Genomic DNA, 12,583 nt, shown 5'->3' on the forward strand with positions numbered 1-12,583 from the left:
CTCTTATATATGTTTAATTTGCATAAGCATATTATCTATTGCTTTATTTATAAAACAAATAAAAATTTTTAAATACGAGCACGAAAATAGAATTTATATTCTTAATTTATTTGGGGCAAATTTCTTCCAAAGAGCTGCACCAATGCTTAAGATTGTATTTGTAGATAATATAATTTGTTTTGCTTTATTATTTGCGTTTTTTATTAATTTTAATAATATCTCTTATATAAAAGAATTTTTAGCAAAACTTGATATAGATTTACCGCAAATTGATTTTTTACCTAGCTTAATTGAAGTAAGCTCTTATTCTTTACTAGCTTCATTACTATGTATAATGATTGTAATGTTTAAGGTAAAAAGACAATGAAAAAACTTCTAATAGTTTTGTTTAGCTTAAGTTTATTTGCAAATCAAATAGAAAACAACACAAAAAAACTAGAGCAAACTCAAAATGAAAAAGAACAAATATCAAAAAAATTAGAAGATTTGGCAAGTGAAATAATTGAAGGGGAACAAAAATTAAAAGAAATAAATGAAAAAGTTAAAAAAACTTCAAATATAACGGCAGAATTACAAGAACTTGTAAATGCTCAAAATGGAGAATTAAATACATTTATCACACAAAATAAAGAGCTAATGAAAGATAAAGAGAAATTAGGTGCTAAATTAGTTGAAATAATTGCTAAGGATTTTTCGTATGATTTAATAGCACCAAAAGATTTAATTGATAGCTCAATGAGTATAGTTTCTATTGAAGTATTAAACACGCTTTCTGAAGTTTTGAATAATGAGCTTTATAAAATTTCAAAAGATTATGCAAGAACACAACAGCAAATTGATTATAAGCAAAAAAAAATTAGTGAAATGAATGTAAATATTGATAATTATAAAAAACAAGCAAAAGAATTAAGCGAACTTAAAAAACGCCAAGAGAATTTAATTTCTAAACAAAAACAAGATGAAAAAATATATAAACAACGCCTAACAAATTTACAAAAACAACAAGATGAAATTAGAGCAACTTTGGCTAAATTAAAAATCATAGAAAATGAAAAATCAAATAAAAAATCAAGTCAAACTACACAAGTAAAACATTCTGATACCTTAAGTTATGATGGAAAAGTAGCAAAATATACAGGAGCAAAAACTATAGCACCTTTGGTTGATTTTAGTGTAAAACAAAAATTTGGAGATTACATAGACCCTATATATAAATTAAAAATATTTAATGAAAATGTAGTGCTACGCTCAAATACGCCTGATGCCAATGTAAGAGTAGTATTTGATGGAAAAGTAGTTTTTGCAAATGATACTGCAGTCCTTGATAAGGTTGTAATTGTTGAACACGCAAATGGAATTCACACAATATACGCTCACTTATCAAAATTTAGCAAACTTGCAAAGGTTGGAGAAGTATTAAAAAAAGGAAACATTGTTGGAAAAGTTGAAAGGGATTTAACTTTTGAAGTTACACAAAAAAACTACCACATAAATCCGTTAGAACTAATCAACAATTAAATTATAGTTATACTTTTAAGTATTTATATGCAAATAACATTAGTAATGCTAAAAATAATACAAAAAATCCTTGCATACTAAAATACAATTCATAACTAATATTATCAATATATTTTGCAATAATTCCTTCAATTCCTTGTGCGGCACCAGAACATAAAAACCAAATTCCCATAGTGCTTGAATTAAATCCACTTGGAGTTAATTTTGATACTATGCTAAGTCCTAAAACCCCTATACTTGTTTGAGAAATACCCAACATAAAATAAGTAATTAATATATATATTGGATTAATAAAATCATCTTTGCTAAGCATTCCTAAAACAATAAATGAACTAGCAGCAATAATCATAGCAGCTGGTATAATTAATGCTTCATTAATTGAGCTTTTTTTACTTATAAAACTTAAAAGCATACTTGTAAAAATACTGACTAAAAACATAAAAGCTAAATACCAACTAGCTGGAATTTGATAATTTAAAATACTAAAAGAAACCTTACTTTTAATTAAAATATTTAAAGTATTAAAGCTTTGAAAAATCAACATATAAAAAAACACAGCAGCTATTAAATAAAAAGCTAATTTTTTAAAATTATTTTTTGTTGGTATTTTTCTATAAATAAAAATATAAAAAATTATTAAAATTAAAATTGAAAAAATACTTATAATTTTACTAACCACCAAAAGTTCTTGAGTAGCTAAGAATGCAATAAATAAAAATATCAAAATAAGCATAGCTATATTATTTTTAAAAAAATCATATTTTATAGGTTCGCTAGATATATATTTTGAATTATAAAAAAATACTAAAATAGCACAAAATACACTAAAAAATGATATGAAAAACGCTAAATTATAAGAATGTAGTATTAAAAGACCAGCACTAATTTGCCCCAAAAAACATCCTATATTTACAAAAATATAAAACATACTGAATACATACTCGCTATCATTAGGATAACTTTTAGATAACAAACTTGTAATATTTGACTTGATTAATACACTACCAAAAATAATGCAAAAAAGAGATATTGTTAATAAATCAAAAGTTAAACATAAATACCCTAAAGTAAGAAAAATAATTCCTAAAATTACACATCTTTTTGCACCTAAGCAAAAATCACTTAAATATGCTCCAAATATACCAAAAGCATAAATGGCAGCACCCAAACTTGCACTTATTGCACTTGCTTCACCTTTAGAAAAAGAAAATGTATCCATTAAATAAAATACAAAAATACCTAAAAAGCCTAAAAAGGCAAATCTTTCTAGGGCTTCTATGTAACATATTGGTAATAGTGGTTTTAACTTATTTTTTGACATCGTTTTCTCCTAAAGAAAATCTTGAAGCCTAAGAAAGATTTAATTCTATTAAATTTAAAGGAGGTGGTGGATTTACCAGGACTCGAACCTGGGACCAACCGGTTATGAGCCGGTTGCTCTAACCAACTGAGCTATAAATCCTCCGTGATTAAAAGCTGTTATTATATATTTAAAAACTTAAAAATTACTTAAACAATAAAATTTTTATCTTTTTTATAGGCTTTTATTGAATATTACAAAATAACCCATAAAAACCTATAGGCATTTATAAAAAATATAAATGCCTAATCATATTACATAGCAATGAAATTCTTAGGATTAAAATACTCAAGGTTAAAGGCATTTGCCACACCTTCGTGAGTGCAGTGTCCTTTATGTGTATTTAAACCATATCTTAAACTTTCAAAACAAGTTATAGCACCAATTACTCCAAGGTTTGCTATTTTAATTCCATAAGGAGTTGTAGCGTTTAATAGTGCTAAAGTAGCTGTTTTTGCAACTGCTCCTGGCATATTACCAACTGCATAATGAATTATCCCATCAACTTCATAAATAGGGTTTGTATGAGTTGTTGCACGGCTTGTCTCAAAACAACCGCCTTGATCAATTGCAACATCAACTATAACAGCACCTTTTTTCATATGCTTTAAATGTTTTCTAGATAATAATTTAGGAGTTTTTGCTCCTGGAACTAAAGCTGCTCCAATTACTACATCAGCATCTTTTATACTATCTAATATATTTGAAATATTACTATATAAAGTAGTAATCTTACCATTAAATACATGGTCAATATAATCTAGTCTATTAGCATCACGACCTAAAATCACAACTTCAGCTCCCATACCAAAAGCAAGTTGAGCAGCATTAAGCCCTACCATACCACTACCTAAAATTACAACTTTTCCTTTTTTAACACCAGTTAGACCACTAAGCAGCATTCCGTTACCACCATAAGTTTTTTCCAAATACTTACAACCTTGAATTACCGCTAAACGACCAGCAATAGCACTCATAGGAGCTAAACAAGGAAGATTTTTACCTTCTTGAATTGTCTCATAAGCAAATGCTGATATTTCTTTATCTATTAACATTTTTGTAAGTTTTTCATCTGCTGCTAAATGTAAATATGTATATAAAATCTGTCCTTTTTTAAAATACTTATATTCACTTTCAATTGGTTCTTTTACTTTAATAATCATTCCAGCTTTTTCAAAAATTTCTTCTTTAGTTAAAATCTTTGCTCCGGCTTTTATATATTCTTCATCGCTTATATCAATACCAGCACCGGCTTTACTTTCTACTAAAACTTCATGTCCATGATTTATATATTCAATAACATCTAAAGGCGTTAAGCCAACTCTATATTCTTGGTCTTTAATTTCTTTTAAACAACCTATAATCATTTATACTCCTTTTGTGATAAAGGAGTATGATATAAAAAAAATAAAAACTTCAAAAGATTTTTTTGAAAAAATTATAAAAAGTGTTACGAATTTACAAGTTATATGTTTTCTAACATATGAACTATTACAATTTTAAACGCCAAAAATAAAAGTAGCAAGCTTCCTATTGGTTGTAAAATTTTTTTATTAACTTTCATTTTGCTTATAAACAAACTAGAAAAACACATAAAAAATGTAACTAAAGCTATTAATACAGAAGAAATAAATAAATTATATTCCAAAGAAAATATCATAAGTCCTGCACCTAAAGCATCAATACTAGTTACTATACTAAGCAAAAACAACGATCCATAACTAATATCAATATTCTCATTTTCATTATCTAAAAATTCTTTAAATAATTTATAAGCTAAAAATGCAAAAACTACAAAAATCAAATAGTGATCAATTGCTTGAATTAACTTCATATATCTTACATTTAGTAAATAAGTTACATAATATCCTAAAATAGGCATTAAAACCTGAAAACAAGCAGATAATATACTAAAAACTAATAATTTTTTTAAAGATTGTTTTTGTAGCACTAAGCAAATACTTAATGCCACAAAAAATGCGTCAATTGCTAAAGAGAATGCTAAAATAATAATATCAATTATCATCAAATAAACCACTCTCTTCTTCTAAATTTTCTTCCTCATCCTCTTCCTTAGGGCATTTTGCAATGCTTACAACCTCATCACTACCAACATTTACAACGATTACTCCGCTTGTATTTCTACCAGCTTTTCTAATGCTTTGCATATCAGTTCTAATCATCTTGCCACTACTTGTAAGCGCCATTAAATCCATAGTATCATCAACAATTACAATGCCTACTAAATCTTTTGTCTTTTGAGTAAGTTTCATACAAATTACGCCCTTACCACCACGACTTTGTAAGCGATATTCTCCTGCATCAGTTCTTTTTGCGATACCTTTTTGGCTAACACTTAAAATTTCTTGCTCATTACTTTCAATAACCACTGCACCTATTACATAATCTTGCTCTTCTTTAAAGCGAATAGCAGTTACCCCACGAGCTACACGACCAATTTGACGAACTTTTGTAAGTGGGAATTTAATACACATACCCTTTTTAGTAGCTACAAAAATCATAGTTCCACTAACTTGCTCTTCTTGATTATCTTGGTTTTCATCTAAAGAATTTTCTTCTTCAACAATTTGAATATTATCATCTTCAATAATTTCACTATTTTCATCAACCAAATCAATATTTTCACTATCATCATTTTGTGCTATTAAAACACTTACTAATTCATCATTTTCATCAAGATTAATAGCTCTTACACCAACTGAACGGATATTGCTATATTCACTTAAATTCGTGCGTTTAATAAGACCATTTTTAGTAAAGAATGCAAGTGATTTTGTCTTAGCAAAATCAGTTGTTGGAATTATTGCCATAATTTTTTCATCTGGTAAAAGATTGATTAGATTTACAACAGCTTTTCCTTTAGCAGTTCTACTACCTTCAGGAATTTTATAAACTTTTAACCAATATAGTTGTCCTTTATTAGTAACAAACATTAGCGTATCGTGAGAATTTGCAGTGAAGAAACTCTCTATAAAATCATCATCATAAGTAGTAACTGCAACTTTACCTTTACCACCACGCTTTTGTTTTTCATATGATTTTGTAGGAACTCTTTTGATATACCCACGATGAGTAATTGTAATTACCATTGGCTCATTTGGTATTAAATCTTCTACATCAATTTCATCATAATCATCTACTATTTCAGTAATTCTTGGAACTTTAAATTTATTTTTAATTTCTAATAATTCATCGTGAATTATTTCTTCTATTTTTTCTTCGCTTTTTAAGATTGCATTTAGTTCTTCAATTTTTGCTAAAAGCTCTCTTAATTCATCTTCTAATTTATCTCTTTCAAGTCCTGTAAGACGGCTAAGTCTCATTTCTAAAATAGCATTAGCTTGTAATTCAGTTAAGCTAAATTTTTCTACTAAAGCATCTCTTGCACTTGCAGTATCTGCACTTGATTTAATTAATGCAATTACTTCATCTATATTATCTAGTGCAATTTTAAGACCTTCTAAGATATGTGCTCTTGCTTTTGCTTTTTCAAGTTCAAAAATAGTTCTTCTAATAATTACGGTTTTTCTATGATTTAAGAATAAATCTAATAGCTCAATTAAAGAAAATACCTTAGGTTCTTTATTATGAATTGCTAACATTATCACACCAAATGTTGTCTCCATTGTGGTGCTTTTAAATAAATTATTTAGCACAATTTCACTCATAGCATCACGCTTAAGCTCAATTACAAGGCGAATTCCATCTCTATCACTCTCATCTCTTGTCTCGCTTATACCTTCTATTTGCTTTTCTTTTACAAGCTCTGCAATTTGCTCGTGAAGTCTTGCTTTATTTACTTGATAAGGCAACTCATCAATTACTATTAGCTCTTTATTTCCTTTTTGTTCTATATGAGTTTTTGCTCTTACTTTAATTCTACCGCGACCTGTTTTATAAGCTTCTATAATGCCTTTTTTACCAAAAATTATCCCACCAGTTGGAAAATCAGGACCTTTTATAAACTGCATTATTTCTTCTAAACTAGCGTTTTTATTCTCAAGTAAATATAAAAGTCCATCTACTAATTCATCTAAACTATGTGGTGGAATATTAGTTGCCATACCAACAGCAATACCACTTGAGCCGTTTAATAATAAATTAGGCACTCTTGAAGGTAAAACATCAGGCTCACTCATACTATCATCATAGTTTGGAACAAAATCAACGGTGTCTTTATCTAAATCTTTTAACAATTCTTCAGCCAAAATTGTCATTCTAGCTTCAGTATAACGCATAGCTGCAGCACCATCTCCATCAACTGAACCAAAGTTTCCTTGACCATCAATACTTGGGTATCTCATTGAAAAGCTTTGTGCCATTCTTACTAAAGCATCATAAACAGCAGTATCTCCGTGCGGATGGTATTTACCGATTACATCACCCACTATACGAGCTGATTTTTTATAAGCACTTTTTGAACCTACTCCTAAATCATTCATTGCATAAAGAATTCTTCTATGAACCGGCTTTAATCCATCTCTTGCATCAGGTAAGGCACGGCCTATAATTACTGACATAGAATAATCAAGATAGCTTGTTTTTATACTATCTTCAATATCTACAATAGTAATTTCACTATTATCAAATAAATTCATTGTTTTCCTTTAAGTAAAGATTTTTTTATACTAGCAAACTAAACTTTCGCATCGGCTAATACGACTGCAAAAAGAACCTTAATTTTAGCTTTTTTAAGCACTGAATTCGCTTGTTTTAAAGACTCACCTGAAGTGATAATATCATCTACTAAAATTACAGGTAAATCCAAGGTCTTTTGCAATTCATATTTTCTTTTATTTTTCTTTCTAAATGAAAGGCTTTTACCTTTATAAATAATCTTATTTTTTGCTTTAATTGCGTTATATAATGGAATAATATTTTTTGATTTCATATTTTTAATAAGTATTGCTGTATGAGAATACCCGCTAGAGCAATCATCATCTAAGCCTATAGCATAAGCTAATTCATTATCAAAATGAAATCTTTTATAAGAATAAGATGCGAGTTTATTTAATATAAAATATCCACTAATAAAATGCTTGTGATTTAATAATTTTTTAATTTTAGAATATTTATAAAAGCTAATTACTTCTAAACCATCATCTAAAATTCTTCTTTTACATTCAAGTAATTTAAATTCTTTTTCACAAGTTTTACAAAAAATCTTAAATGTAGGCTTAGAGCAATTATAACATAGCATAAAGATTTTATTCTTTATCTTTTAGACGCTTTTTAACCGATTTTACCTTATATTTTAGATTATCATTTCTACTTTTGTGAATGTCAAATTTGGCTACTAAATAAACTCTATCTTTATTAATTAATTTATTTGCTTTATTTAAAATTTTTAAAGCACTTTTTAAATCATCAGTTTCTACGCTAGTTCCCATTGCACCTAATTTGTGTTTTATATTTTTCTTTCTTAAATACTCAATAATTGGTGCTATTTCTTCACTTTTACTATCATCGCTCATAGAAAAAATACAAAAATCCATTGTAACACTCATTTTTTCTCCTTTAAATAAATTTAATTATTTCTTCGTTACTTGCTCTAGTAGTTTTAAAATTATTTACATTATCGCTACTTTTTTTACCTATTGCAATGCCACATATAATTTTGCCTTCAACCCCATTTTCTCTAATAGTATCGCAATATTCAGCAATACTACCTAAAACACAAGTGCTAAATCCTAAATATGTAGCCGCATTTAAAAAATTAGCTAGAAAAATACCACAATCTAACAAAGAACCTTCGTTTAAACCATTATCAATATGTAAAATTACTAGATTTTTAGCATTAAAGAATTTAAAATTCTTATGCCATTGCTCTAGCCTTTTTTCTTTCTCATCTCGCTTTATATTAAGTGCTTCATAAAGCTTAATTCCTGTCTGAAATCTTCTACTCTTATAAGGTTCAAACCAAATATCAGGATATAATTTTATATCTTGGCTTTTTAAATTATTTTTTACAGCATTTAATAAATCATCGCTTAATTTAGCAAGGCTTTTACCACTAAAAAAGCTTAGTTTTGCTGGTTGCATATTTGTTGCACTAGGGCTTAATTTTGCAAGTTCTACTATATTAATTAATTCATCTTTACTTAATTCATAGTCAATAAAATCTCTACAAGAAAATCTATTATCCAAACATTCCTTAAAAGTCATAAAATCTCCTTAAAACAAGCATAATCGCAAAATATTCTAAAATAAAAGCAGAAATTATATTAATAATCTTTAGCACTTTTAGACTAAATAAATTTGTATATTTATATACAAAAAACGAAAGCGAAAATATCCAAATAAGTATGCTAACGCTAAGTCCTAAAAATAAATATATAGGATTTTGTTTAGTGCTTAGCATAGTTGCAACGCTAAGCCAAAATGTGATTACATAAGGATTTGCTAGATTTAGTAAAAATCCTTTAATAAAATTACTAAATATATTTGTATTTTCTAAATTCTTATGAAGATTTATATCTTTTACTGGCTTTAGCATTAAAAATGCTAAATAACTTAAAAATATAAAGCCAAAAATACTTAAAATATTTAAAAATAAATCATTTTTAATAAATTCTAAAACGCTAAAGCTTAATAATGATAAATAAAGTAAATCAGCGACAAAAGCACCAAAACCTAAAGAAAAAGCATTCTTAAAAGATTTTAGTGCATAACTTAAAATTAGAATATTAACAGGACCAAAAGGAACACAAACTCCAAGCCCTAATAATATCCCATCAAATAAATCATTCATCTGCTAAACTAAGTCCTACTTTTCCATCTTTAATTTCACTAACTATTACTTCTAGCGTTTCGCCCTCATTAAAGCTTTTGCCCTTAATTTTATTAGAATGTAATAATCCATCAATGCCGTCTTGCAAGGTTACAAATACTCCAAAATTAGCTACTTTTTTAACAACACCACTAAATCTAGTTCCTATTTCAAATTCTACTTTAGGAGCTTGTTTTTTGCCTTTAGATTTTGGTTTTAACACTTCATTTAATATATATTCTTTAGCTTCTTTTACTAATTTTCCACTAATTTTTACTTCATTTTTATCTCTATCTAAATCTATGCTAACGCCAAATTTATCTATGATTTCTTTAATAGTTTTACCACCTTGACCAATAATTTCTGGAATATCATTAGCACTTACGCTAAATATTTCTAATTTAGGTAAAATTTCTTCATTAATAACAATCTTAGAATTTGCTTCTTCCATTAAATTAAGAATATGAATTCTTCCTTTTCTAGCAGCTTCTAAAGCTTGGGTTAATATTTCAGTGCTAACCCCACCTAATTTTATATCCATTTGCATAGCAGTTATTCCATCAACACTACCTGCTACTTTAAAATCCATATCCCCATCGTGATCTTCTAAGCCCATAATATCAGTTAATACAGCATATTCATTATCTTCAATTATAAGCCCCATAGCAACTCCAGCTACTAGTTTTTTACTAGGAACTGCTGCAGCACGAAGAGCTAATGAGCCACCACAAACACTAGCCATTGAGCTACTTCCATTGCTTTCTAATATTTCTGAAACTATTCTAATAGTGTGAGCATAATCTTTACTAACTGAAGAACTTAAAGCTCTTTTTGCTAGATTTCCGTGTCCTAATTCTCTTCTTGAAGGTGCTTTTAAAGGACTTGCTTCGCCTACACAAAAACCAGGAAAATTATAATTAAACATAAATCTTTCATAGGTAGTTGATTTATTATTTAATAATTCAATTGCTTGAGCGTCATTGTCGCTACCTAAAGTACAAACCACTAATGCTTGAGTTTGACCCCTTGTAAATAAACAAGAGCCGTGCGCATTTGGTAAAATATTAGTCAATATACTAATAGGACGAACCTCATCTAAAGCTCTTCCATCAGCTCTTCTTCTTTCTTTTAAGATTTGCTTTCTTACTATGTGTTTTTTAATACGATTTAATTCATAATCAAGTTCAGCTTCACTCCAATTATTATTTATAAATTCTTCATCTAAAACAACTTTTTTTGCAATAGCTTTAAGCTCACTTGCTCTTTCGCTTTTAGCCATTTTATTAATTGCAAATTTTATATCTTCTAAATAGTTTTTTTCTAAATATTCATATACTGCTAGATTTTCACTATCAGCTTTATAGTTAAACTCATAAGATTTTTTATATTCTTTAAAAGTATTATAAAAATCATTACTTATATTTAAAATACTACCTTTTGCAAATTCTAAAGCTTGTAATAATTCACTCTCACTCATCTCATTCATTGAATTATTAGTCTCATTTGCTTTCATTTCTATCATTAATAATTCATCTTTAAGACCACTTACAAACAAATCAAGACTTGAAAGTTCTAAAGAATTTAAATCAGGATTTAGAACAAAACCATTTTCATCCTTAGCAACCCTAACCCCAACTGCTGGATATACAATTTCAATATCACTTAAAAATAAAGCCGCACTTGCTGCATAAAGTGCAAGTGGCTGAATATCAACATTTTCTTCAACCGAAAGAAGCATAACTACAATATGAGTTGGGTGTAAATAACCCTTAGGAAATAATGGGCGTAATGTTCTATCAATTATTCTTGAAGTTAAAGTCTCATAATCACTTGGTTTTGTTTCTCTTTTCACAAAACCGCCTGGAATTTTACCTGCTGCATAAGTTTTTTCTACATAACTAACGGTTAATGGTAAAAAATCTTCACTAACACACTCATCTTCTCTAGCAACACTTGCTAACATAACCGTTTTACCACAAGTCATTAAAACACTTGCATTTGCTTGTTTGGCAACTAAATCAAGTTCAAATACTAATTCTTTATCGTTAATCTTAATTATTTTTTTCATTTATCTCCTTTTGATATGGCAAATAATAATTGCTCGTTTCTAAAATCTCACACGCATATTCACTTGATATTTCAAGTGGTTGCTTGTAGTAATAATCTTTATCTATAAAATGTTCTATTTTTTCTAAATAATAAACTTTATCAAATAAATCATTATAATAATTATAAGCATCAGCAGCTACTAAAGCACTTGCATATTTTATACTTCTAACACCTAAACCCAATAAACTTTTATGACATACATTAATAGTTAAACCGCTGTTTGAACCTTGGTCTAACAATAAAATATCCTTACCTTTAAGATTGCTAAGTGGTAAAGACTTTCTATATTTTGCAATTTTACCCATAATTGATTCATCATAAAGCACAGTACTCATTGATAAAATATATTCTTGAGTTATGGAAAAAGCTTCAATTAATTCTTGAATACATACTATATCTCTTGTTTCACTAATTTTTGCTATCTGACATTCATTATTTGGGGCATATATGCCTTTGTTAAAAAGCATATCATAATATAAATTAAGTTCACTTGCAATAGTCTCAATAAAAGGAATATTTTTAATACTATTTCCTATAATTATATGTCCTTCTAATTCTTTATATTGCAATAATTTTTCACTAAATTTATTAGCAGCTTGTAAAGGATTGTCAAAAATCATAAGTATCATCACCTCGTAAAGCAAAATTATATCTTACACCGCCTATTGGATAAAGATTGAATTTCAAATAAACTCCCCTATCTCTTACAGATTTTACACCCATTTGAGTAAGTTTAGCTGTTGTGCTTTCTTTAAATTCTAAAGAATAATTTATACATCTTTTTTTATGAGTAAAACCTATACTAT

General features: G+C 27.8%; 12 protein-coding genes, 1 tRNA gene and 1 pseudogene. 2 read left to right on the forward strand and 12 right to left on the reverse strand.

All coding sequences use genetic code 11. The features are described 5' to 3' along the window. Positions 1–367 (forward strand): annotated as a pseudogene (locus KJQ99_RS06580) (ABC transporter permease); the annotation flags it as partial. Continuing rightward, complete coding sequence (locus tag KJQ99_RS06585) at positions 364–1,518, forward strand: murein hydrolase activator EnvC family protein (protein ID WP_214116538.1); 1,155 nt, start codon at positions 364–366, stop codon at positions 1,516–1,518. The pseudogene KJQ99_RS06580 and the gene KJQ99_RS06585, both read left to right, overlap by 4 nt. Before the next feature lie 7 nt (positions 1,519–1,525). Here KJQ99_RS06585 and KJQ99_RS06590 read toward each other — a convergent pair whose 3' ends face one another. From KJQ99_RS06590 to KJQ99_RS06645, 12 genes are all read right to left on the reverse strand, one after another. Beyond that, complete coding sequence (locus tag KJQ99_RS06590) at positions 1,526–2,839, reverse strand: oligopeptide:H+ symporter (protein WP_214150327.1); 1,314 nt, start codon at positions 2,837–2,839, stop codon at positions 1,526–1,528. A gap of 64 nt (positions 2,840–2,903) precedes the next feature. After that, a tRNA-Ile gene (locus tag KJQ99_RS06595) sits at positions 2,904–2,980 on the reverse strand. Positions 2,981–3,132: 152 nt separating this feature from the next. Then, positions 3,133–4,245 carry an alanine dehydrogenase gene (ald, locus tag KJQ99_RS06600; protein WP_214116534.1) on the reverse strand — a complete coding sequence of 371 codons (1,113 nt, stop codon included), beginning with the start codon at positions 4,243–4,245 and terminating at the stop codon, positions 3,133–3,135. A 98-nt stretch (positions 4,246–4,343) separates the two neighbouring features. Next, positions 4,344–4,904, reverse strand: coding sequence for a manganese efflux pump MntP (locus KJQ99_RS06605; protein ID WP_214150328.1), 561 nt, complete (start codon positions 4,902–4,904; stop codon positions 4,344–4,346). Continuing rightward, positions 4,894–7,497 (reverse strand): DNA gyrase subunit A, encoded by a 2,604-nt coding sequence (gene gyrA / locus KJQ99_RS06610; protein ID WP_214150329.1) that lies wholly within the window; start codon positions 7,495–7,497, stop codon positions 4,894–4,896. The genes KJQ99_RS06605 and gyrA overlap by 11 nt, the downstream gene beginning before the upstream one ends. A gap of 38 nt (positions 7,498–7,535) precedes the next feature. Continuing rightward, positions 7,536–8,099, reverse strand: coding sequence for a ComF family protein (locus KJQ99_RS06615; protein ID WP_214150330.1), 564 nt, complete (start codon positions 8,097–8,099; stop codon positions 7,536–7,538). Between the two features lie 7 nt (positions 8,100–8,106). After that, positions 8,107–8,406 carry a thiamine-binding protein gene (locus KJQ99_RS06620; protein ID WP_214116528.1) on the reverse strand — a complete coding sequence of 100 codons (300 nt, stop codon included), beginning with the start codon at positions 8,404–8,406 and terminating at the stop codon, positions 8,107–8,109. Between the two features lie 10 nt (positions 8,407–8,416). Further along, the gene (locus tag KJQ99_RS06625) at positions 8,417–9,064 is read right to left on the reverse strand and encodes a nitroreductase family protein (RefSeq protein WP_214150331.1); all 648 of its coding nucleotides are present in this window, start codon (positions 9,062–9,064) and stop codon (positions 8,417–8,419) included. Beyond that, positions 9,054–9,650, reverse strand: a complete 597-nt coding sequence (locus KJQ99_RS06630; protein WP_214150332.1) for a LysE family transporter — start codon at positions 9,648–9,650, stop codon at positions 9,054–9,056. The genes KJQ99_RS06625 and KJQ99_RS06630 overlap by 11 nt, the downstream gene beginning before the upstream one ends. Beyond that, positions 9,643–11,736, reverse strand: a complete 2,094-nt coding sequence (locus tag KJQ99_RS06635; RefSeq protein WP_214120586.1) for a polyribonucleotide nucleotidyltransferase — start codon at positions 11,734–11,736, stop codon at positions 9,643–9,645. Before KJQ99_RS06635 ends, KJQ99_RS06630 begins: the two co-directional genes overlap by 8 nt. Then, the gene (locus tag KJQ99_RS06640; protein ID WP_214116520.1) at positions 11,720–12,397 is read right to left on the reverse strand and encodes a sodium:proton antiporter; all 678 of its coding nucleotides are present in this window, start codon (positions 12,395–12,397) and stop codon (positions 11,720–11,722) included. Before KJQ99_RS06640 ends, KJQ99_RS06635 begins: the two co-directional genes overlap by 17 nt. Then, positions 12,387–12,583: hypothetical protein (locus tag KJQ99_RS06645; RefSeq protein WP_214150333.1), on the reverse strand; the 197-nt coding region annotated here is incomplete at its 5' end. The genes KJQ99_RS06645 and KJQ99_RS06640, both read right to left, overlap by 11 nt.

Origin of the sequence: Campylobacter sp. 2018MI13, assembly GCF_018501135.1 — a bacterium.
In the GTDB taxonomy this organism is placed as follows: Bacteria; Campylobacterota; Campylobacteria; order Campylobacterales; family Campylobacteraceae; genus Campylobacter_E.

Coding starts and splice junctions, on each gene's coding strand:
- KJQ99_RS06585 (WP_214116538.1), top strand. CDS start 364: ATGAAAAAACTTCTAATAGTTTTGTTTAGCTTAAGTTTATTTGCAAAT.
- KJQ99_RS06590 (WP_214150327.1), bottom strand. CDS start 2,839: ATGTCAAAAAATAAGTTAAAACCACTATTACCAATATGTTACATAGAA.
- ald (WP_214116534.1), bottom strand. CDS start 4,245: ATGATTATAGGTTGTTTAAAAGAAATTAAAGACCAAGAATATAGAGTT.
- KJQ99_RS06605 (WP_214150328.1), bottom strand. CDS start 4,904: ATGATAATTGATATTATTATTTTAGCATTCTCTTTAGCAATTGACGCA.
- gyrA (WP_214150329.1), bottom strand. CDS start 7,497: ATGAATTTATTTGATAATAGTGAAATTACTATTGTAGATATTGAAGAT.
- KJQ99_RS06615 (WP_214150330.1), bottom strand. CDS start 8,099: ATGCTATGTTATAATTGCTCTAAGCCTACATTTAAGATTTTTTGTAAA.
- KJQ99_RS06620 (WP_214116528.1), bottom strand. CDS start 8,406: ATGAGTGTTACAATGGATTTTTGTATTTTTTCTATGAGCGATGATAGT.
- KJQ99_RS06625 (WP_214150331.1), bottom strand. CDS start 9,064: ATGACTTTTAAGGAATGTTTGGATAATAGATTTTCTTGTAGAGATTTT.
- KJQ99_RS06630 (WP_214150332.1), bottom strand. CDS start 9,650: ATGAATGATTTATTTGATGGGATATTATTAGGGCTTGGAGTTTGTGTT.
- KJQ99_RS06635 (WP_214120586.1), bottom strand. CDS start 11,736: ATGAAAAAAATAATTAAGATTAACGATAAAGAATTAGTATTTGAACTT.
- KJQ99_RS06640 (WP_214116520.1), bottom strand. CDS start 12,397: ATGATTTTTGACAATCCTTTACAAGCTGCTAATAAATTTAGTGAAAAA.